Annotated in this window: 16 protein-coding genes and 3 tRNA genes; 9 read left to right on the plus strand and 10 right to left on the minus strand. The window is 56.2% G+C overall.

Annotated elements, in window-relative coordinates:
- Positions 1-74 precede the first annotated feature (74 nt).
- The 3 genes from ACOTZD_RS05245 to xni all read left to right on the plus strand — a co-directional run bounded on the left by ACOTZD_RS05245 (position 75) and on the right by xni (position 3662).
- Positions 75-1364: an HAAAP family serine/threonine permease gene (locus ACOTZD_RS05245; protein WP_003862749.1), complete on the plus strand. Its 1290-nt coding sequence runs from the start codon at positions 75-77 to the stop codon at positions 1362-1364.
- A 62-nt stretch (positions 1365-1426) separates the two neighbouring features.
- Positions 1427-2794 (plus strand): L-serine ammonia-lyase, encoded by a 1368-nt coding sequence (locus ACOTZD_RS05250; RefSeq protein ID WP_174401923.1) that lies wholly within the window; start codon positions 1427-1429, stop codon positions 2792-2794.
- A gap of 112 nt (positions 2795-2906) precedes the next feature.
- Positions 2907-3662 carry a flap endonuclease Xni gene (gene xni / locus ACOTZD_RS05255; protein ID WP_174401924.1) on the plus strand — a complete coding sequence of 252 codons (756 nt, stop codon included), beginning with the start codon at positions 2907-2909 and terminating at the stop codon, positions 3660-3662.
- A gap of 57 nt (positions 3663-3719) precedes the next feature.
- On the opposite strand, the gene rlmM is transcribed toward xni, so the two are convergent.
- The 4 genes from rlmM to ACOTZD_RS05275 form a co-directional block, all read right to left on the minus strand.
- Entirely contained in the window at positions 3720-4820 is a 1101-nt protein-coding gene (gene rlmM, locus ACOTZD_RS05260) for a 23S rRNA (cytidine(2498)-2'-O)-methyltransferase RlmM (RefSeq protein WP_003862754.1), read from the minus strand.
- Positions 4813-5208, minus strand: a complete 396-nt coding sequence (locus ACOTZD_RS05265; RefSeq protein WP_003862756.1) for a DUF423 domain-containing protein — start codon at positions 5206-5208, stop codon at positions 4813-4815. Before ACOTZD_RS05265 ends, rlmM begins: the two co-directional genes overlap by 8 nt.
- A 39-nt stretch (positions 5209-5247) precedes the next feature.
- Positions 5248-6165, minus strand: a complete 918-nt coding sequence (gene gcvA / locus ACOTZD_RS05270; protein ID WP_003862758.1) for a glycine cleavage system transcriptional regulator GcvA — start codon at positions 6163-6165, stop codon at positions 5248-5250.
- A 350-nt stretch (positions 6166-6515) separates the two neighbouring features.
- Complete coding sequence (locus ACOTZD_RS05275; protein ID WP_003862759.1) at positions 6516-6743, minus strand: YgdI/YgdR family lipoprotein; 228 nt, start codon at positions 6741-6743, stop codon at positions 6516-6518.
- Between the two features lie 191 nt (positions 6744-6934).
- Between ACOTZD_RS05275 and csdA the strand changes: the two genes are divergently transcribed.
- The gene (csdA, locus tag ACOTZD_RS05280) at positions 6935-8140 is read left to right on the plus strand and encodes a cysteine desulfurase CsdA (RefSeq protein ID WP_022651789.1); all 1206 of its coding nucleotides are present in this window, start codon (positions 6935-6937) and stop codon (positions 8138-8140) included.
- Positions 8140-8586: a cysteine desulfurase sulfur acceptor subunit CsdE gene (csdE, locus tag ACOTZD_RS05285; protein ID WP_003862762.1), complete on the plus strand. Its 447-nt coding sequence runs from the start codon at positions 8140-8142 to the stop codon at positions 8584-8586. Before csdA ends, csdE begins: the two co-directional genes overlap by 1 nt.
- Here the strand turns inward: csdE and tcdA are convergent.
- Positions 8577-9383, minus strand: coding sequence for a tRNA cyclic N6-threonylcarbamoyladenosine(37) synthase TcdA (tcdA, locus tag ACOTZD_RS05290; protein ID WP_006811804.1), 807 nt, complete (start codon positions 9381-9383; stop codon positions 8577-8579). The two genes, csdE and tcdA, sit on opposite strands and share 10 nt — an antisense overlap.
- 75 nt (positions 9384-9458) lie before the next feature.
- On the minus strand, positions 9459-10556 hold the full coding sequence (mltA, locus tag ACOTZD_RS05295; protein ID WP_003862765.1) for a murein transglycosylase A: 1098 nt from the start codon (positions 10554-10556) through the stop codon (positions 9459-9461).
- Positions 10557-10764: 208 nt separating this feature from the next.
- Here mltA and ACOTZD_RS05300 point away from each other — a divergent pair.
- The 3 genes from ACOTZD_RS05300 to ACOTZD_RS05310 all read left to right on the plus strand — a co-directional run bounded on the left by ACOTZD_RS05300 (position 10765) and on the right by ACOTZD_RS05310 (position 11210).
- Positions 10765-10841: transfer RNA gene (locus ACOTZD_RS05300), tRNA-Met, on the plus strand.
- A 171-nt stretch (positions 10842-11012) separates the two neighbouring features.
- A tRNA-Met gene (locus ACOTZD_RS05305) sits at positions 11013-11089 on the plus strand.
- Positions 11090-11133: 44 nt separating this feature from the next.
- Positions 11134-11210, plus strand: a tRNA-Met gene (locus ACOTZD_RS05310).
- An 89-nt stretch (positions 11211-11299) separates the two neighbouring features.
- Here the strand turns inward: ACOTZD_RS05310 and amiC are convergent.
- Positions 11300-12553 (minus strand): N-acetylmuramoyl-L-alanine amidase AmiC, encoded by a 1254-nt coding sequence (gene amiC, locus ACOTZD_RS05315; RefSeq protein WP_003862766.1) that lies wholly within the window; start codon positions 12551-12553, stop codon positions 11300-11302.
- A gap of 227 nt (positions 12554-12780) precedes the next feature.
- Between amiC and argA the strand changes: the two genes are divergently transcribed.
- A complete protein-coding gene (argA, locus tag ACOTZD_RS05320) occupies positions 12781-14112 on the plus strand; it encodes an amino-acid N-acetyltransferase (RefSeq protein WP_003862767.1) in 1332 nt (443 codons plus the stop codon).
- A 33-nt stretch (positions 14113-14145) separates the two neighbouring features.
- On the opposite strand, the gene recD is transcribed toward argA, so the two are convergent.
- Genes recD through ptrA form a run of 3 tightly spaced genes read right to left on the minus strand, consistent with a single transcriptional unit; the run spans position 14146 to position 22384 of the window.
- Positions 14146-15966, minus strand: a complete 1821-nt coding sequence (gene recD, locus ACOTZD_RS05325) for an exodeoxyribonuclease V subunit alpha (RefSeq protein WP_023323692.1) — start codon at positions 15964-15966, stop codon at positions 14146-14148.
- On the minus strand, positions 15963-19505 hold the full coding sequence (gene recB / locus ACOTZD_RS05330; RefSeq protein WP_174401926.1) for an exodeoxyribonuclease V subunit beta: 3543 nt from the start codon (positions 19503-19505) through the stop codon (positions 15963-15965). Before recB ends, recD begins: the two co-directional genes overlap by 4 nt.
- Positions 19502-22384, minus strand: coding sequence for a pitrilysin (ptrA, locus tag ACOTZD_RS05335; RefSeq protein ID WP_032610060.1), 2883 nt, complete (start codon positions 22382-22384; stop codon positions 19502-19504). Before ptrA ends, recB begins: the two co-directional genes overlap by 4 nt.
- Positions 22385-22425: the final 41 nt, after the last annotated feature.

The raw sequence follows: 22425 nt of genomic DNA on the forward strand, positions 1-22425 counted from the left end.
TCATATTACCGTCAGGCACTTTTTCATCGGATTTGACTAAAAACCTGACAATTTGCTTCCTCCAGGAGATACAGATGGAAACCACTCAAACCAGCACCGTTGCTTCGATTGAATCCCGAAGCGGTTGGCGCAAAACGGATACCATGTGGATGCTTGGCCTGTACGGCACAGCAATCGGCGCTGGTGTACTGTTCCTTCCTATCAACGCAGGTGTCGGCGGTATGATCCCGCTGATCATCATGGCCCTCATCGCTTTCCCGATGACCTTCTTTGCACACCGCGGCCTGACCCGCTTCGTGCTGTCCGGTAAAAATCCGGGCGAAGACATCACTGAAGTCGTTGAAGAACACTTCGGCGTCGGCGCAGGTAAGCTGATTACCCTGCTCTACTTCTTCGCGATTTACCCGATTCTGCTGGTGTACAGCGTTGCTATTACCAACACCGTTGAAAGCTTTATGATGCACCAGCTTCAGATGACCCCGCCGCCGCGTGCGATTCTGTCCCTGATCCTGATCGTCGGTATGATGACCATCGTGCGCTTCGGCGAGCAGATGATTGTGAAAGCGATGAGCGTGCTGGTGTTCCCGTTTGTTGCGGCTCTGATGGTGCTGGCTCTGTACCTGATCCCACAGTGGAACGGCGCTGCGCTGGAAACCCTGTCTCTGAGCAGCGCATCCACGACCGGCAACGGTCTGCTGCTGACCCTGTGGCTGGCGATCCCGGTGATGGTATTCTCCTTCAACCACTCGCCAATCATCTCTTCCTTCGCAGTAGCGAAGCGTGAAGAGTACGGCAATGGCGCAGAGAAGAAGTGCTCCAGCATCCTGGCTCGCGCGCACATCATGATGGTACTGACCGTAATGTTCTTCGTGTTCAGCTGCGTGCTGAGCCTCTCCCCGGCGGATCTGGCGGCGGCGAAAGAGCAGAACATCTCTATTCTGTCTTACCTGGCAAACCACTTTAACGCACCGCTGATTGCGTGGATGGCGCCGATCATCGCGATTATCGCCATCACCAAATCCTTCCTGGGCCACTACCTGGGCGCACGTGAAGGCTTCAACGGCATGGTGATTAAATCTCTGCGTGGTAAAGGCAAGACCATTGAAATCAACCGTCTGAACAAAATCACTGCACTGTTCATGCTGGTGACCACCTGGGCGGTAGCCACCCTGAACCCAAGCATTCTGGGCATGATTGAAACCCTGGGCGGCCCGATTATCGCGATGATCCTGTTCCTGATGCCGATGTACGCGATTCAGAAAGTGCCTGCGATGCGCAAATACAGCGGCCATATCAGCAACGTGTTCGTTGTTGTGATGGGCCTGATTGCCATCTCCGCTATTTTCTACTCGCTGTTCAGCTAATACCTCCTGCGCCGTCTGCGGACGGCGCACTTCTCCCCTCTGACTGAAGCAATGGACGCATCATGATTAGCGTATTCGATATCTTCAAAATCGGTATTGGTCCTTCCAGCTCTCACACCGTCGGACCAATGAAAGCCGGTAAACAATTCACGGATGACTTGATTGCACGCGGCATTTTGCACGACATCACCCGCGTGGTTGTCGATGTATATGGTTCCCTTTCCCTGACCGGTAAAGGCCACCATACCGATATTGCCATTATCATGGGGCTGGCGGGTAATCTGCCGGATACCGTTGATATTGATGCAATACCTGGCTTTATCCAGGACGTGAACACCCACGGTCGTTTGCTGCTGGCGAACGGCGAGCATGAGGTTGAATTCCCGGTTGATCACTGCATGAATTTCCATGCGGATAACCTGTCGTTGCACGAGAATGGCATGCGCATTACCGCGCTGGCCGGCGACAAAGCGGTTTACAGCCAGACGTATTACTCCATCGGCGGCGGGTTTATCGTCGACGAGGACCATTTTGGTCAAAGCACCAATTCTGCTGTTGATGTGCCGTACCCTTACAAAAACGCGGCCGACTTACAGCGTCACTGCCAGGAGACAGGGCTTTCTCTCTCCGGCCTGATGATGAAAAACGAGCTGGCCCTGCACAGCAAAGAGGAACTGGAACAGCACTTCGCTAACGTCTGGGAAGTGATGCGCAGCGGCATTGAGCGCGGGATCACCACCGAAGGCGTGCTGCCGGGTAAACTGCGTGTTCCGCGTCGTGCGGCTGCGCTGCGCCGCATGCTGGTCAGCGCCGACAAAACCACCACCGATCCGATGGCCGTCGTCGACTGGATCAACATGTTCGCGCTGGCGGTGAACGAAGAGAACGCCGCGGGCGGCCGCGTCGTCACCGCACCAACCAACGGGGCGTGCGGCATTGTTCCGGCGGTCCTGGCGTATTACGACAAGTTTATCCGCGAAGTGAACGCAAACTCACTTGCACGCTACCTGCTGGTCGCCAGTGCGATTGGCTCACTGTACAAGATGAACGCCTCAATTTCTGGCGCGGAAGTAGGCTGTCAGGGTGAAGTGGGCGTAGCCTGCTCTATGGCGGCGGCGGGTCTGGCCGAATTGCTGGGCGCAAGCCCTGCGCAGGTTTGTATCGCGGCGGAAATCGGCATGGAACATAACCTGGGGCTGACCTGCGATCCGGTCGGCGGACAGGTCCAGGTGCCATGCATCGAACGTAACGCCATCGCCTCGGTGAAAGCAGTGAACGCGGCCCGTATGGCGCTGCGTCGTACCAGCGAACCGCGCGTCTGCCTCGACAAGGTTATCGAAACCATGTACGAAACCGGCAAAGATATGAACGCCAAATACCGCGAAACCTCCCGCGGTGGCCTGGCGATGAAGATCGTCACCTGCAATTAAGCCTCTCAGGAAGCCTCGTTTTGCGAGGCTTCTTCCTGTTTTCCCCACCATTCATAGTTTCATGCTGCGCTCAGTGTTACCCTTCACCCATTAGACAGAAGGGAGATTATCTGTGGCCGTTCATTTGCTTATCGTCGATGCTCTTAACCTGATTCGCCGTATTCATGCGGTACAGGGCACACCCTGCAAGGACACCTGTTTACACGCGCTGGAGCAGCTTATCCGCCACAGTGAACCCACCCATGCGGTCGCGGTTTTTGATGACGAAGCCCGCAACACGGGCTGGCGGCACCAGCGCCTGCCGGACTACAAAGCCGGGCGTGCGCCGATGCCGGACGATCTGCACGCAGAAATGCCCGCTATCCGCGCGGCCTTTGAGCAGCGCGGCGTTCCGTGCTGGGGCGCCCACGGTAATGAGGCTGACGATTTAGCCGCAACGCTGGCGGTTAAAGTCGCGAGCGCCGGACATCAGGCGACTATCGTTTCAACCGACAAAGGCTACTGCCAGCTGCTCTCCCCCACTATCCGTATTCGCGACTATTTTCAAAAACGCTGGCTGGACGCGCCGTTCATTGCCAGCGAGTTTGGCGTATCGCCTGAGCAACTGCCGGATTACTGGGGGCTGGCGGGGATCAGCTGCTCTAAAGTGCCGGGTGTCGCCGGTATTGGACCCAAAAGCGCCGCACAGCTGCTGACGGAGTTTCAGAGTCTGGAAGGGATGTACGCCCGGCTGAACGAGGTGCCGGATAAATGGCGCAAAAAGCTGGAGGCGCATAAAGAAATGGCGTTTATCTGCCGGGAGGTGGCGACGCTACAGACGGATTTACAACTGGACGGGAATTTACAGCAGTTAAGGTTAGAGCGTTAAAACAACTACACGATTTTGTAGGCCCGGTAAGCGCAGCGCCACCGGGCGTTACAAACGTTATCGCTCGTCGCGACGCCCCCCCACGGCCGCCCACCAGCGACGGATATGCACCGTCACTTCTTCGCGGTCGTGATAAAGCTGACGCGCCTGGATTTCCGCGTTAATCCCGTGTTCATCCAGCTGCTGCTGAATATAAGCCAGGTTCTGCGACACCTCTTCGTAGCGCTTTTTCATCGGCAGCTTGAGGTTGAAAATCGTCTCACGACACCAGCCGTTCACCAGCCAGGAGGCCATCAGCGCGGCCACTTTCGCCGGTTTTTCTACCATGTCGCACACCATCCAGGAGATGTTGTTGCGGTTCGGGCGATAGCGGAAGCCGTCCTCACGCAGCCAGGTGACCTGCCCGGTATCCATCAGGCTTTGCGCCATCGGGCCGTTATCCACAGACGAAACCCACATGTTGCGTTTCACCAGCTGATAGGTCCAGCCGCCCGGGCACGCGCCAAGGTCGACGGCATACATGCCGTTTGCCAGCCGTTCGTCCCACTCGTCCGCCGGGATAAAGACGTGAAACGCCTCTTCCAGCTTGAGGGTTGAACGGCTCGGCGCATCTGCCGGGAAGCGCAGACGCGGGATCCCCATAAAGAACGGCGAGTTATTGGTGGTATACGAGTAGCCTGCGTAACAACATCCTGGCGCAATAAAGAAGATATGCACGACTGGGCGCTTTGGCGTTTCGTAGTTTGTCAGCACACCCGCATCACGCAGCGCCGCGCGCAGCGGCACGGTGAACTTACGGCAGAACTTCATCAGCTCTTTGCTTTCGTTGGTGTCGGCCACTTCCACGCGCAAATCGCCGCCCTTCTCCACCACGCCCTGCAACAGGCCAACAATCGGCGTGATGCGATCTTCCGGCGGAAGATCTTTCAGCAGTTCACCCGCGACAAACATCTGACGGGCGAAAATCAATGAGCTGAACGGCAGTTCGCGCGCCAGCTTGTCGGCATCATCAGGCTGATAGCATTCAAATACCACATAGCCCGCGTTCTCTTTGACGCGAGCGAATCCAAAGACTTCACGCTTCGCCGCTTTATCGGTGATTTCCGCGGCGCACTCTTTCTCAAACCCCGGGCGACAATATAAAACAACCTTATTCATGAACAACGCCCTTGCGTTTCAGACGGATAGCTCCGATAAACATTAACACCCAACCCGCCAGGAAGCTGACGCCGCCGACAGGTGTAACAAACGCCCACAGGCGTAAATGCGACAGCGCCAGACAGTAAAGACTGCCGCTGAACAGTACGGTACCCAGCGCCAGAAAGACGCTGCTCCAGTAAAACCAGATGCTGATGCGGCGCTGCATCGCCACCGCCAGCCCAAAAATTGCCAGCGTGTGGAACGCCTGATATTCAAGGCCGGTCTGGATCCACCCCATCTCCACAACGCCCAGAGATTTGCTTAAGACATGCGCGCCAAACGCGCCCAGAGCTACAAAAATAAAGCCACTCACCGCGGCGAAAATCAGCATGAATCGGCTGGTCATGTTTAAGTCCTGAATTGATGCGTGCCCGGCACACAAACGTTATTGTTCATACCTGAAGCGGAATTTTTCTTGCTCGCTTGCCGCTTTCGCCAGTATCCACTGCCGGAAAGCGGCTATTTTACCCAGTTCTGCCTGACTGTCATGACAAACCAGATAAAATGCATTCTTGCTGACCAGTACATCGTTAAATGGGCAAACCAGACGGCCTGCCTCAATTTCGGACTGCGCCATAACGTTGTTTGCCAACGCCACGCCCTGCCCGTGAATGGCAGCCTGTAGCACCATCGCGCTGTGGCTAAAAATGGGCCCCTGCTGCACGTTTATATGATTAAGACCTAACTGGCGGGTATAAGTTTGCCAGTCGCGACGCGACGCATCGTGCAAAAGCGTATGTTGCGCCAGATCGGCGGGCGTTTTGAGCGCTTTATCCCCCGTCAGCAGCAGCGGTGAACAGACCGGCAACAGATATTCAGCGTATAATTTTTCCACACGCAAGCCCGGCCAGTTACCGCGACCGTAAAAAATCGCCACGTCCACATCATCTGCAAGCTTGTCTTCCTGACGGTCCACTGCCTGGATTCGGACATCGATTCCCGGATAAGTTGAGTTAAAGCTTGAGAGTCGCGGCACCAGCCACTGAATGGCAAAACTGGGCAATAAACTCACAGTCAGGGCACCTTTTGCGCTCCGGGCCTGAAGCTTGCGAGTAGCTTCCGTCAGCTGGGAAAAAATCTCTTTAATATCCTGAAAATAGCTCTGCCCCTCTTCGGTCAACAGCAACGAACGGTTGCGTCGACGGAACAGCTTAAGCCCCAGAAAATCCTCCAGAGACTTGATTTGATGACTTACTGCGGCCTGTGTCACAAAAAGCTCATCGGCTGCGCGGGTGAAGCTGAGGTGGCGTGCTGCTGCATCAAAAACACGTAATGCATTAAGGGGTGGCAATCGCTTGGACATGGTTATCTGGCTTAGATGTTAACGAGATTTAACATATAGGAAACAACGCTTAACCTATTAGTTTTTTTTATCTGAGCCATTATAATTTGTCCGTTGAGGAACTACCAGCAAATACCTATAGTGGCGGCACTTCCTGAGCCGGAACGAAAAGCTTTTTTGGAATGCGTGTTCTGAAGGGCTTTTGGCTTACGGTTGTGATGTTGTGTTGTTGTGTTTGCAATTGGTCTGCGATTCAGACCACGGTAGCAACGCTACCAATTTTTCACTTCCTGTACATTTACCCTGTCTGTCCATAGTGATTAATGTAGCACCGCCAACTTGCGGTGCTTTTTTTTTCGCTTATCTAACTGTTAATGCTCGATTTCCTTCATCTCTTTCACGTCAGTGCGATTGATCTGCTGTTTGTTCCCGTTAGCATCTTTGTATGAAATCATCCCGGTATCATTATCGGTTGTCGGTTTCCCTTCAGAGACGATAGATCGACCATCGTTGGTATGCATTACGTAGTTATTTCCAGAACAGGCGCTCAGGGCAAAGGTCAACGCACAGGCAGAAATGATTGCAGCTGTCTTTTTCATGATTATCTCCTTTAGCAATTAATGCTATTCAAACCTCGATTTATAACAGGCTAAAACATCCGCCTAACACTATTTAGCATAACCTGCTTTTTCAGACTCGCCAGGATAAGCAGACAAATCTGATAGATATCAACTTCCTTGCCCTGCCGATGAATTTGCGCGACGATCGTAGAATCGATATGAGGAATTCCATGAACGCTTTCAGTCCTGCGCAGTTTCGCGCACAGTTTCCCGCGCTGGCCGATGCCGGCATTTATCTTGATAGCGCTGCCACGGCCCTTAAACCGCAGGCGGTGATTGAGGCAACCCGCCAGTTTTACAGCCTGAGCGCCGGGAACGTGCACCGCAGCCAGTATGCCGACGCGCAGCGCTTAACGGCGCAATACGAAGCCGCACGGGATCAGGTCGCGCGCCTGATCAATGCTGACAGCGGTAAGAACATCGTCTGGACGCGGGGCACCACCGAGGCCATTAACATGGTGGCGCAATGTTACGCGCGTCCGCTGTTGCAGCCCGGGGATGAGATTATCGTCAGCGAGGCGGAACACCACGCCAACCTGGTGCCCTGGCTAATGGTGGCCGAACAAACCGGGGCACAGGTTGTAAAGCTCCCGTTGGGTGCGGACTTCCTGCCTGACGTGGCGCGTCTGCCTGAGCTGATTACGCCGCGCAGCCGTATTCTGGCGCTGGGGCAGATGTCCAACGTCACCGGCGGCTGTCCGGATCTGGCGCGTGCCATTGAGATTGCCCATGCCAGCGGCGTGGTGGTGATGGTCGACGGTGCGCAGGGTGTGGTGCATTTTCCGGCTGATGTGCAGGCGCTGGATATCGACTTCTATGCCTTCTCAGGGCACAAATTGTACGGGCCAACCGGTATCGGCGCGCTGTACGGCAAACCTGAACTGCTGGCCCGGATGACGCCGTGGCTCGGCGGCGGCAAGATGATTACCGAAGTCACCTTCGACGGTTTTAAAACGCAGGATGTGCCCTACCGCCTGGAAGCCGGTACACCGAACGTGGCCGGGGTTATTGGCCTGAGCGCGGCGCTCGAATGGCTGGCAGAAACGGACGTGGTTCAGGCTGAAAGCTGGAGCCGGGGTCTGGCGACGCTGGCGGAAGAAGAACTGAAAAAACGTCCGGGTTTTCGCTCGTTCCGCGTGCAGGACTCCAGCCTGCTCGCCTTTGATTTCGCGGGCGTGCACCATAGCGACATGGTAACGCTACTTGCCGGATACGGCATTGCCCTGCGTGCCGGACAGCACTGCGCCCAGCCGCTGCTGGCGGCTATTGGCGTGAGCGGTACCCTGCGCGCCTCGTTTGCACCGTACAATACAAAAAGTGACGTCGATGCGCTGGTTTCCGCCGTCGACCGCGCCCTGGAATTACTGGTGGATTAATGACAAGTTCAGCTTTAGCCGGACACCCGTTCGGCACCGTTATTACTGAAGAGACGTTAAAACAGACCTTTGTCCCGCTCACGCAGTGGGAAGATAAATATCGTCAGCTGATCCTGCTGGGCAAACAGTTGCCTGCACTGTCAGACGAGCTGAAATTACAGGCGAAGGAGATCGCAGGCTGCGAGAACCGCGTCTGGCTTGGGTTTAGCGTATCCGGTGAGAAACTGCATTTCTTCGGCGACAGCGAGGGACGCATTGTTCGCGGTCTGCTGGCGGTGCTGTTGACCGCAATCGAAGGGAAAAGCGCCGCAGAGCTGCTGGCGCATTCTCCGCTGGCGCTGTTTGATGAGCTGGGACTTCGCGCGCAGCTTAGCGCCTCGCGCGGTCAGGGACTGATTGCGCTAAACGACGCGGTGCTGGATGCCGCCCGTCAGGCTCAGGCCTGACGTTCCGCCTTCGCCATCATCTTCTTCAGGGCGTGAGAGACCGCCACAAAGCCGAAGGAGGCGGTCACCATGGTGGCCGCTCCAAACCCAGAGGCACAATCCATCCGCTTTGGCCCTTCCGCCGTGCTTTTCATCGCACAAACTGAACCATCCGCCTGCGGGTAGACCAGCGCTTCGGTGGAGAACACGCAGTCGACGCCCAGCTTGCCCTTGCTGTTCTTCACCACATTGAAGTCGCTCTTCAGGCGTTCACGCAGCTTGGCAGCCAGCGGATCCTGAATGGTTTTCGCCAGATCCGCCACCTGGATCTGCGTCGGATCGATTTGCCCGCCCGCGCCGCCGGTCGTGACCAGCGGCACCTTGTAACGACGACAGTAAGCGATCAGCGCCGCTTTTGGCCGCACGCTGTCGATGGCGTCAATCACATAGCTGTAGCCTTTGCTCATGTACTCCGCGACGTTATCTGCCGTCACAAAGTCGTCGATCACCGTCACCCGGCACTCCGGGTTGATGAGACGAATACGCTCCGCCATCACCTCGGACTTCGCCAGACCGACGTTATCACGCAGGGCGTGGATCTGACGGTTAGTGTTAGTCACGCAGACATCATCCATATCAATCAACGTAATTGCGCCAATGCCGGTTCTCGCCAGCGCTTCTGCCGCCCACGAACCCACGCCACCAATGCCCACCACGCAGACATGCGCATCCGCGAACAGTTGCAGGGCTTTTTCACCATATAACCGTGCCGTGCCGCCGAAACGCTGGCGCCAGGCATCGCTGATTACCACAGACATAAAACCTCAGATATAAAAAGGGTGAGGTATTCCTCACCCTGAACCGTAATCCGTCTTGCGCTCAGAATACCACAATCAGCCGCTGAATACGTTTCCGGTACCCGGCGCTGTCTTCAGCACCCACACGCGTCCGTAGTGGTTATACCAGCCTGCACGATGGCCGGCATCCGGGCCGATGCCCTGATAAATGTCGAAGTGCTGGCCTTTGATCGCCCCACCCACGTCCAGCGCCACCATCAGGCGTAATTCATATTTGCCGTTGAATTTGCCGTTGTTGTCGAGGAGTGGAACTTCCGCCAGCAGCGTGGTACCCGCCGGAATAATCGAACGATCCGATGCCACAGAAGCGCGGCCAATCAGCGGGACGGCGCTCGCCCCTTTCACCGGCGCAAAGTTCTGCGGTTTGAAGAAGACAAACGATGGGTTCTGCTCAAGCAGCTCACGCACTTCCGCTTCGCTGTGCTTTTCGCCCCATTCGCGGATAGCCTGCATCGACATATCTTCTCGTTTCACTTCGCCACGGTCGATCAGCACCTTACCGATGCTGCGATAGGCATGGCCATTTTTACCGGCATAGCTAAAGAAGTTCAGCGGCGAGCCGTCGCCAAAATCAATATAGCCACTGCCCTGCACGTCCATAATGAAGTTGTCCATCAGCGAGTTGCTGTAGGCCAGAACATAATTTTCGCTCAGCGCGCCGGCGTAGATCTCGGCGCGGGACGGCAGACGACCGCGTTTCGGCGGCATACGGTAAATGGGATACTGGAACTCGCCCTGGCGCGTGTGTCGCGCCTGGACAACCGGGGTGTAGTAACCGGTAAACTGGACGTTACCGTAGTTATCCGCCCCCTCCATCTGCCAGGCATCGATACCAAACTGGCGCATATTGCGGGTATCACCGCCTGCACGCAGCCAGTCCTGCACGGCACTATAAACGTTGTTCTGTGCGCCATACAGGCGCGGCGACGCTTTGCGGATCTGGTACACCTGCTCGGAGAAATCCCCGGCATTGATTGGAGCACCCACGGCATCGGGCTGGTTAACTAAAGAGAAAGGCTGGGATAATTTCCCGTCTTTATACTGTTGACCGCGATCGGTCGGTTTGGAAGAGCAGGCCGCAAGAATCGCCACCATTGCGCCTGTCATCAGATACTTCGCCCAACGTCCTTTCATTATATCTCGTCTTTTAGTTGCCCAATTCCGCGAGATGAAGATAACAAACCCACCGTGTTAATGAAATGCAATCGCCTTCCCTTTGGCAAATTCTGCACAAAAAATAGTCCAAAGTGGCTTTTGCCGTTCATTTTGCATACAAAATAATGAATTATGTGAAAAAGGGGTTGCATCACAAACCTATCCGAGTATAGTGCGCTTCCACGGACGCGGGGTGGAGCAGCCTGGTAGCTCGTCGGGCTCATAACCCGAAGGTCGTCGGTTCAAATCCGGCCCCCGCAACCAATTAAAATTTGATGAAGTATCTTCTACGACTGTAGAAGTTTTTGCGAAGTAGTTCGAATCACAGCAAGGCGACGACGCAGTGAATCCTTAGGAGCTTACTCCAGTAAGTGACTGAGGTGAACGAGGAAAGTCAACGCAGATGTGGTTTGAAATACGAAGCAAAAAGACGGACGCGGGGTGGAGCAGCCTGGTAGCTCGTCGGGCTCATAACCCGAAGGTCGTCGGTTCAAATCCGGCCCCCGCAACCAATCAAATTTGAAGAAGTAAGTTTCTACAAGTGTAGAAAGACGGACGCGGGGTGGAGCAGCCTGGTAGCTCGTCGGGCTCATAACCCGAAGGTCGTCGGTTCAAATCCGGCCCCCGCAACCAACACTTCTTAAAACAATAAACACCCTGAAGGGTGTTTTTTTGTATCTGGCGTTTGTGAAAATGCCGGGCATGATACCCGGCTTAATGCCCTACCCCCGCCGCGCCAGCGTTTCCCCGTCTGAGAAGTAGGCCCGGATCCCCGCCAGAATCGACTCCGCCACTTCCTGCTGGAATTTAGCCGTCTTGAGCTTACGTTCCTCTTCCACGTTACTGATAAACGCGGTTTCGACCAGAATGGAAGGAATATCCGGCGCTTTCAGTACCGCAAATCCGGCCTGCTCGACGCTGTTTTTGTGCAGCTTGTTGACCCGGCCCAGTTTGCCCAGCACCGCTTTACCAAACTTCAGGCTGTCGGTAATAGTCAGCGACTGCACCATATCAAACATCGTATGGTCGACGTAACGGTCGCCACTTTTGCTCACACCACCGATTAAATCCGAGGCGTTCTGCGTGTCCGCCAGGTATCTCGCCGCGGTGCTGGTCGCCCCTTTTGTTGACAGGGCAAACACTGAGGATCCGCTCGGCTGGCGGCTGGTGAAGGCATCCGCATGAATAGAGACAAACAGATCCGCGCGCTGCTTTTGCGCTTTTGCCACGCGGACCTTCAGCGGAATAAAGACATCTTCGTTGCGCGTCATATAGGCGCGCATATTGCCCTCTTTGTCGATCAACGCCTTCAGACGACGGGCAATTTGCAGCACCACATCTTTTTCGCGGGTGCGATATTTCCCGACGGCGCCGGAATCTTCTCCGCCGTGGCCAGGATCGAGCATGATCACAATCGGGCGATCGCGCCCCGCCTTGCCAGGCTTTGGACCACTTTGCGCTGGCGGAACCTGGCTGTCGAGATCGCCTTTGTTGTAATCCTCAAGTAATGCCAGGAGCGGATCCTGAATATCCGTCGCATTCGCCGGATAGAGATCCATCACCAGACGCTCCTTAAAGGCGGCAACAGGCGCAAGGGCAAAGAGCTGCGGTTTCACGTTCTGCTTCAGCTCAAACACCATGCGCACGGTTTGCGGATCGAACTGCCCGACGCGCGCCGATTTGATAAACGGATCGTCGCCACGGATTTGTGCTGCCATGCCTTTAAGCACGGAGTTGAGGTTCACACCTTCGAGATCAACCACCACACGTTCAGGATTGCTGAGGGCAAATTGCTTGTATTTCAGCACGCGATTGGATTCGACCGTCACGCGCGTATAGGTCGACGACGGCCAGACGCGCACCGCGACTACCTGGCTTGTGGCGGCAAGACCCACCTGGCTGACGCTAAGCAACCACATCGCCCCGGCCCCTTTTAACAGGCGGCGGCGGCTTATTGCTGAATTGGATCCCGACATGCTTCTCCCGAGCAAGAAATCTGATTGATGAACAAAACGCCCAAATTGACCGAAAACTTTAACGAATGACGCATAAACTGTCATCTATAAAAGGGTAAACAATCATACGTTAACGCACGGATTACTTATTATTTTCTGTGGGTCGCAGAAAATTTAGGCTTGCACACGCGGCCGCGATCGAATAAAAATACATAAATTACGAATAAACATTCACTAAGGGTTGTATCATGGTTAAGGAACGCAGAACCGAACTGGTCCAGGGATTCCGCCATTCTGTTCCCTATATCAACACCCATCGGGGAAAAACGTTTGTCATCATGCTTGGCGGCGAAGCCATTGAGCATGAAAACTTTTCCAGCATCGTCAATGATATCGGCCTGCTGCACAGCCTCGGCATCCGTCTGGTGGTGGTGTATGGCGCACGTCCGCAAATCGAAGCCAACCTGGCCGCCCATCACCATGAGCCGATCTACCACAAACACACGCGCGTGACGGATGCGAAAACCCTCGAACTGGTCAAACAGGCGGCGGGTCTGTTGCAGCTCGATATCACCGCCCGCCTGTCGATGAGCCTGAATAATACGCCGTTGCAGGGCGCGCACATTAACGTGGTGAGCGGCAACTTTATCATCGCTCAGCCGCTCGGCGTGGACGATGGCGTGGATTACTGCCACAGCGGCCGCATCCGCCGTATTGATGAAGACGCCATTCACCGCCAGTTAGACAATGGCGCGATCGTCCTGATGGGGCCCGTTGCCGTCTCCGTAACGGGTGAAAGTTTTAATCTGACCTCAGAAGAGATTGCCACCCAGCTGGCCATCAAGCTGAAAGCGGAAAAAATGATCGGCTTTTGCTCCTCGCAGGGTGTCGTGAACGATGAGGGCGTGATTGTGCCAGAACTTTTTCCGAATGAAGCCCAGGCGCGCGTGGAAGCGCTGGAAGCAGAAGGCGATTACTATTCCGGTACCGTGCGTTTTCTGCGCGGCGCCGTTAAAGCGTGCCGCAGCGGGGTGCGCCGCAGCCACCTGATCAGCTATCAGGAAGACGGTGCGCTGTTGCAGGAACTGTTCTCCCGGGACGGGATCGGTACGCAGATCGTCATGGAGAGCGCCGAGCAGATCCGCCGTGCCACCATCAACGATATCGGCGGCATTCTGGAGCTGATCCGTCCGCTGGAACAACAGGGCATTCTGGTTCGCCGCTCCCGGGAGCAGCTGGAGATGGAGATCGACAAGTTCACCATCATTCAGCGCGATAACCTGACCATTGCCTGTGCGGCGCTTTATCCGTTCCCGGAAGAGCAGATTGGCGAAATGGCGTGCGTTGCCGTGCACCCGGATTACCGTAGCTCCTCGCGGGGGGAACTGCTGCTTGAACGCGTGGCGGCACAGGCGCGCCAGATGGGTCTGAGCAAGCTGTTCGTGCTCACCACGCGCAGCATTCACTGGTTCCAGGAGCGCGGCTTCACGCCGGTGGATATTGATTCCCTGCCGGAAAGTAAGAAAGAGATGTACAACTACCAGCGCCGCTCGAAGGTGTTAATGGCGGACCTGGGATAACAGTCACCCTCTCCTGTTGGAGAGGGCGTTCACTCAGACAGATTCAAATATCGCGCTTAATCCGCTTCTGCGCTCGGTACGGGTGGCAATAGCCTGGCTCAACACGCGCTCATCCGCATATAGCGACAGGCGCTGGCGCGCACGGGTAATGGCTGTGTAGACCAGTTCGCGGGTCACTACCGGCGACAGCTGTGTCGGCAGGATCAGCGCCGCATGGTTGAACTCGGAGCCCTGAGATTTATGTACCGTCATCGCCCATGCCGTTTCATGCTCTGGCAGGCGGCTGGGCTGGACGGACTTCACGCTACCGTCCGGTAGCTGGAACCAGACGCGCAGACCGTTACCGCGATCGAGCGCAATGCCGATATCCCCGTTGAACAGCCCCAGCGCACTATCGTTGCGGGAGATCATCACTGGCCGGCCTTCATACCATCGCGAATGCAGCTGACGGTTAATTTTGCGTTTCTGCACCAGCAACTGCTCCAGCCTGTCGTTCAGGCCCGTGACGCCAAACGGCCCTTCCCGCAATGCGCACAGAAGCTGGTATTCGCCAAATGCGGCGATGACCTGTCCGGGCTGACTGCGCTGCTGCACGCAGCTCAGAAAATGCTGGTATCCCTGGAGAGCCTCCTCAAGCATAGCCTGATACTCTTCCCCGCTTTGCAGCGATTTCTTTTCAATGTCAGTGAAGGTACCGTCAAACACCGTGCGCGTGGCGTGCCTGTCGCCACGGTTGACCGCCGCAGCCAGCTGGCCGATGCCGGAGTCGCTACCGAAACGGTAGCTTTTTTGCAGCAGGCACAGGCTGTCACGCAGTGCGCCCGCGATCGGCGTGTGATCGGGTTCAAGCGAGCAGCCGGTCAGACGGGCGAGCTCCTGCGCCCGCGCGGCGGTATAACCGTAACTGGCGTAGGTACAGATATCTCCCAGCACCGCCCCGGCTTCTACAGAGGCGAGCTGGTCGCGATCGCCCAGGAAAACCACCCGCGCATGGGGTGGCAGAGCATCAATCAGGCGCGACATCATGGTCAGGTCGATCATGGAGGCTTCATCCACCACCAGCACGTCCAGATGCAGCGGATTACCCGCATGGTAGCGCAGCCGCTGGCTACCCGGCTGCGCGCCGAGCAGACGGTGCAGAGTACTTGCTTCACCCGGGAAAAGCGCAAGCTGCTCCTGAGTGAGCGGCAGCTGTTGCATCGCGCCGCCCAGTGATTCGGTCAGACGCGCCGCAGCCTTCCCGGTGGGCGCCGCCAGACGAATACGGCATCGCTGCTCTCCTGAAAGCTGTATCAGGGCTGCCAGCAGCTTTGCGACGGTCGTTGTTTTCCCCGTTCCCGGGCCGCCGGATATCACCGAGATCCGCCGCGTCAGGGCGACGGCCGCCGCCACTTTCTGCCAGTCTGTGTCCTCACCGGAGTCAAACAGCCTGTCCAGCGTCTGGCGAAGCTGTGCTTCGTCGCAGGGAAGCGGCGCATTGGTCTCACTAAAGAAACGCGCTACCGTCAGTTCATTTCGCCACAGGCGGTTCAGGTATAAGCGCTCCCCCGTCAGGATCAGCGGTGCCTGGTTGTCTCCCGGCCCAACGGCTGACGATTCCCGCAAGATTTTCTGCCAGTCCACCTTATCTCCCAGCAGCGCAAAGCAGGACTGGAGGACAGGCGGCATTTTCTCGTCAACCACCAGACGCGAGAGCGGCAGACACACATGCCCCTCTCCGGCATCTTTACTCAACAGGGCAGCGGCAAGCATCACGGCGGGCTGGTCAGCGGCAATCATCATGGCAAACTGCACGTCCAGCTGACGCAGCACGCGTTGCTCTACCGCATCCAGCAATAAGTCCTGCATCGTCATGCCATCTCCTCCGTGTTTGCTGCAAACAGGTTATCCATTTTATTAATCAATTCCGCATCCGGACGAGTGCTGAAGATCCCGGAGCGCGGATCGGCAGCGTCAACCCCGCGCAGGAACAGGTAGATGACGCCGCCAAAATGATCGTCGTAGCGGTAATCCGCAATACGGTGGCGCAAATAGCGGTGCAGCGCCAGGGTATAGAGCTGATATTGCAGATCGTAGCGATGCATTTGCATGGCGGCCGCCATCGCCTGCTGGGTATAGGCTGCGCTGTTCTCGCCCAGCCAGTTTGATTTGTAATCCAGCAGGTAGTACCGTCCTTCGTGACGGAAGACCAGGTCGATAAACCCTTTCAGCATGCCCTGCACCTGACGGAAGTTCAGCGGCGGGCAACCGGCTGACAGCGGATCGTACTGACGGATAAGCGCATCGAGCGCGTCGGCCTTAAGCGGGCCTGCGACGGGCAGATAAAACTCCATCTCAACCTGCTTATTTTTGGCCGTTAACTGGCGAAGAGAGAAGCCCTGCGCCGTCAGCGGCGCTTGCAAAATGGCGTTGATCCAGTCAGTGAGAACGGGCTGCCAGTGCGCGTCATAGCCTCCGCTCTGCAACATCTTCAGCACCCACTCCTCACTGACAGGCTGGGTGAAATCAAGCTCTTCAAAAAGGCTGTGCAAAAAGGTGCCCGGCGACGCGCCGCGTGGGAACTGATGCGGAGTTAACGTCGGTTCAACCGGAACATCGCCTACCCCTGCGGCATCCACGTCCAGCTTCGGCATGAGATCCTGCGCAATACTTTGCCCTTGCTGTTGCAGGCCAGAATAGCTGGTGACGCGCCAGTCGTCGGCAAGCACCCGTGTGATCTGGCGCGCGTTAAGATCGGTCACGGGCTCTTGCGCCATTTCCCAGCGGCTGTTGTCTGGCAGAGAAGGGATATGCAGGGCGATATCGTCTCCGCAAAGCGACTCAATACAGAGGCGCAACCCCGCCGCATCTTTCGGCTCACCACGCTGAATAAGCCGCCCTAAGGCGCTTAAATGGAAATCGCTCTCCCCTGTTTTCTCCCCGCGACGGCGGAAAACCGGCGCGACGCCCAGGCTGCAATGCCAGACAGAACGGGTCAGCGCCACGTAAAGCAGGCGCAAATCCTCCGCCAGACGCTCCGCTTCCGCCAGCTCAACGCTGGTTTCCGCCTTGCTGAGATCGAGCACCGCATCGAAAGTCTCGCGGTCATGATAATAGGCCTGATCCTGAACGCGGTAGTTGGCGATAAAGGGCAGCCAGACCAGCGGATACTCGAGACCTTTCGATTTGTGAATGGTGACGATTTGCACCAGATGCTTATCGCTCTCAAGACGCATCTGCTGGCTTGAGGCGTTACTGTTTGGATCCGCGATTTGCTGCGCCAGCCAGCGCACGAGGGCATGTTCACTTTCAAGCTGGGTGCCGGCTTCCTGCAACAGTTCGCTAATGTGTAAAATATCGGTAAGACGCCTTTCACCGCCGGATGACGCCAGCATATTTTCGGCAATCTGACGCCGCGTCATCAATTCGCGCAGCATCGCCATGACGCCGCGTTTTTGCCAGCGTTCACGGTAATGGACAAACTCTTCAACCACCGCATCCCATGCGTTTTCGTCATGGTTGAGCTCATCAATATCGCGCGCGTTCAACCCCAGCATAGAGCTGGCCAGCGCGCTTCGAAGCGTATTTTCGCGCTCCGGCGCCAGTACCGCCTGAAGCAGCCAGAGCATTTCCTGGGCTTCCAGCGTGTCGAACACGCTGTCACGGTTAGAGAGATACACTGACGGAATATCCAGCAATGTTAGCGCATCGCGGATTAACGCCGCTTCCTGACGACTGCGCACCAGCACGGTAATATCAGAGGCTTTAACAGGATTTGCCTGTTCCCCCTTCCACAGCAGCGCCTCGCCGCGGTTGCCTGCGCTCAGCCAGTCACGGATTTGCGCGGCGCAGTGCTGGGCCATCGCCGCCTGATAATCAGCAACGCCATAGCCTTCCCCTTCAAGCAGCCAGAAGGTCATGGCGGGCTGCTCCGCGCCACTGACTTCGAAGCGCAGGAATGCGTTTTTTGGGGCGGATTTCACCGGCAGAAAAGGGATTTCCTTGAACATGAACGCCGTCTCCATACGGCTGAACAGCGCATTGACGCTCTCAACCATCCCCGGAGCGGAACGCCAGTTGGTGTCTAACGTGTAATGCGCGACAACTTCACTACGGGCTTTCATATAGGTGAAGATATCTGCCCCACGGAAGGCGTAAATCGCCTGTTTAGGGTCGCCAATCAACAACAGGGCAGTGTCGGGCTGCTGTCGCCAGATGCGGCGAAAAATGCGGTACTGCTGGGGGTCGGTGTCCTGAAATTCGTCAATCATCGCCACCGGAAAACGGGTACGGATCGCGCTGGCGAGCGCTTCACCATTCTCGCTGGACAGGGCTTCGTCCAGGCGGCTCAGCATGTCATCAAACCCCAGCTCGCCCCGGCGACGTTTTTCGCGCGCGACGGCCTGGCGGATCTCCGTCATGGCGCGGGTGATCATCAGGTCATTGAGCGTTAATGGCTCCGCAAGCAGCGCTTCAATCGCCACAAACAGGGGATGCTCAGGCACAATACCGTCGGCTTTGGTTCGCTCGGTCAAAAAGCGTTGCGAAAATTTTTCCAGTGCGTCCGGAAGCTGGTAGCCCCGCGTCTCCTCCTGGGCCCAGGCGCTGATCTTTTCGATCCACTTCCCCTGGTTCCCACGGTTGAACTTGCGTCTGTCGATGCCTGAGTTTTCGATGATTGCATCAATTTCACCGACCGACTCATTCCACTTCTGCTTAAGCGCGGCAATTTTGGCGACGATCTTTTCATGGCGCGAGGCCAGCGTTTCATCGGCAGGCGGAGGAGATTTAATGACCGGCGCCTCGCCTTGCAGGTAACGGTCGATGGCGCGAAGAAGCTCTTCCGGACCTTTCCACAGGGCGTGAACCGCTTCGGCAATGTCGCGCTGCAACGGATAACAGTGTCGACGCCAGAAATCCGCACAGGCCTGATAGCGAAGCTCGGATTCATCTTCAATAAGCTGCTGCTCAAAGAGCATGCCGGATTCAAACGCATTCAGGCTCAGCATGCGCTGACAAAAACCGTGAATGGTGAAGACGGACGCTTCATCCATTTGCCGTTCGGCCAGCAGCAGCCATTGCGCGGCCTGTTGCTTATCCGCAATCTCGTCCAGCAGGCTCGCGTAGAGGGGGTTATCCGTCGTCTGACGCAGACAGGCAATGCGCAGCTCATGAATGTTGCTGCGAATACGGCCACGCAGCTCGGCAGTGGCCGCTTCGGTGAAGGTTACCACCAGCAGCTCTTCCACGCTTAACGGGCGCGAAAAAGCGGCGTTGCCGCCGAGCCCCAACAGCAGACGCAGATAGAGCGCGGCGATGGTATAGGTTTTTCCCGTTCCCGCTGAGGCTTCAATCAGTCGCTCACCCTGTAGAGGTAAACTTAGGGGATCAAGCGGCTCAGCGGTATGGGTCATTCTTTCTTACTCCAGGGCATTGTTTGTTGCAGCGCGCTGACGCTCTTCCAGACGGTCCACTCTTTTGATTTTACGTAGTCCGTTTTCCCGTTCTGGCTGCCAGAAACCTGAGACAGGATGGCCATACCCTGCGGTTTTACTACCGCCTGATGGAAGAAATCGGCAACCTTTTGTGGCGTCAGCTGTTTTATTTCGGCCACTATTTTATCACGCGAATCAAATTTCATATTACCGCGATCAAAATCTTTGCTCAGCTGCGAGGCCTCTTCACCCAGCGTCTGCGGCGGTTGCATCACCTGGGCGATAACCGCCTGCTGGATTTGGGCAAACTCTTCCGGCTTCATGGCGCGCAGTTTTGCTTCCGCCTGCGGGAAGAACGCCTGATAACGCTGCCACAGGTAAGCGGGTTGCTTGTCACTGCTTTGCAGAAGGAAGCCCAGCCCCCACTGACGGCCCACATTCATGGAGAAAGCGAACACCGCATAGCCCAGCTGCTCTTCGGTGCGCAGCTGGTTGTAAAACCACGGCTGAATAATTTGACCAAGCACAGCACTCTGGGCAGAGCTGGTAAATTCGTCATAACCGACAGGGACAAACACCGCGGCCAGCGCGGAATCCGTGCTGCTTCCCGCTTTTTCGAAGATCACGTTCTGCTTTTTCTCTACCAGCACATCCTGGTTACGGCACCACTCATCGCCTTTTGAACCCAGTTGCGCACGGACGTTTTGCGCCAGCGTTTTAGCCTGATCTTCGCTCATATTCCCTACAACCAGGAACTCCGGACGGGTATTGGTTTTCAGCGCATCACGGTAAGCCAGCACCTCTTTTAAGGTGACTGAGGGCAATATCGCGCGGCGATCTTCGCGCTGGAAGTACGGAATTTGCGACAGCATCTGTGCTGGCATAATCGCCTGATCGTAGGCTTTACCCTTCTCGGCAGAATCCATCATCTGGGCATACCAGGACTTAGCCTGCTCGAGCTGTTCTTCCGTAGGCGTATAGCTGAAATAACCGTCCAGCAGCGCCTGGAACAGCTGCGGCAAACGCTGGGTATAGCCGTTGGCATTCACCATCAGGCCGTTATTGGCGTTGGTGGAGAAACTGATACCACCAACGGCAGCCTGGTTGCTGAGCTGATCGAGGGCAATACCGGCCAGATAATCATTAAGCGCAAACAGCACCTGGTTTCTGGCGCTGTCCATTGCTTTGGGGTTACGCAGCACCACGCTGACATCCGCTTTTGGCTCGTCGGCGAAATAGCGGCTTGGGGTGTAGACCACGCGCAGCGTCGGCTCATCAACAATCAGCTCCGGGTGCGGATACGCCTTTGCGGGTTTGATCAGCGAGAAATCGTCCGGGATGTAGGGGTTAAGCTCCGGTAACTTCAGCGCAATTTCCCCCGCCTTTTTCTGCCAGCCCGCGAAGGTCTGTTCGCTGATTTTTTCAACCTGATACGGGGCATCAACGAAGTAGGCCATTTTGTTATGCGGTTCGTTCGGGCTGATATACCAGACGCGGGCATTCTGCGGAGTCATCATCGCCAGACGCGCTTTGAGCGCTCCGGCGTCAAACTGGTCGGCAATATTTACCGCATCCAGCGTATGTTCCACCGGCACGCGGATCATGGTATCTGCCAGCCACTCAACGTAGTCCATATCACGCGTGATAGAGGGATAGCGGAAATCGAGATCCAGCACATGCGCCAGCTCGTCAAAGTAGCGTTTATCGACGCCTTTGTCGCGCAGCAGAGAGAGATAACTGAAAATGGCCGCAACGACGTCGTTCCGGTGAGCCAGCCCTTTATCGGTCAGCGTCGCGGAGATGGCTAGCACGCCGCTATTCCCATTTACAACGGGATCGGAGTCAGCGCGAATACCTTCCACCAGCCCCTGCTTTTGCAGCCAGTCGGAGAGCGTACCCGGGCTGCGGTTGCCGATAAGATACGTCACCAGCTCGTCGGTTTTGCTGCGGAACTGCGCCGTGTTGTTATCAATACGGAATTCAACGCGTAACACCTTGCGCGGCAAGGCCGGCACATAGTGAATAACAATGCCTTTTTGCGCGTCCGTGACAACTGGCACGTTAATCTGCGGCAGATCGATATTTTTATTTGGCACCCTGCCGTAGGTCTGCGCGGCCATGTTTGCCAGCGTCGGCAACGGTTTATTGCTGTAGATAACCGCTTTCATCAGATTGGCGGAATAGTATTTTTCACGAAACGCATGCAGCGCATCGAGCACCGGGCTACCTGGCTTGTCGCTCAGCGTTTCAAGGTTGCCGCCTGAGAAGCGCGAACCCGGGTGCGCCGGATTGATGGTTTCAGCACTAACCTGCGCCATGCGCATACCGTCTCGCGTGCGCGCCATCGTCAGTTCGGCGTTCACGGCATTACGTTCACGGTCAGCGTATTTTTTATCCAGCAGCGGTGCGGCGATGGCATCCGCCAGACGATCCACCGCCCCATCAAGCGCATCATTTTCCACTTCCAGGTAAAACGCGGTGCGATACGGCGCGGTACTAGCGTTGTGGCTGCCGCCATGCATTTTCAGAAATTCGGACAGGCTGTCAGGCTGTGGGTATTTTTTAGATCCCATCAGCGTCATGTGCTCAAGGTAGTGCGCCAGTCCCGGATGGGCGTCAGGATCTTCCAGCGAACCCACCGGCACAACCAGCGCGGAGAGCGATTTCACCGCCTGAGGATCGGAAACCAGCAGTACGGTCATCCCGTTATCAAGACGAATCGCCTGATACTGACGGGTGTCCTTATCGCTCTTACGGATTGTTTCCTTGACAGGTTGCCAACCGGAATCGGCCTGTGTGACGGGAGCCCAAAGGGCGATAAACAAAACAAACGCTTTGAACAAGGTGCTGCCTGGCATTACGACCTCTTTATCACGGCTACATCATTAACAACGTGCGT

The sequence above is a fragment of the Enterobacter cloacae complex sp. SHL022 genome (assembly GCF_049237785.1).
GTDB classification, from domain to species: Bacteria; Pseudomonadota; Gammaproteobacteria; order Enterobacterales; family Enterobacteriaceae; genus Enterobacter; species Enterobacter hormaechei_C.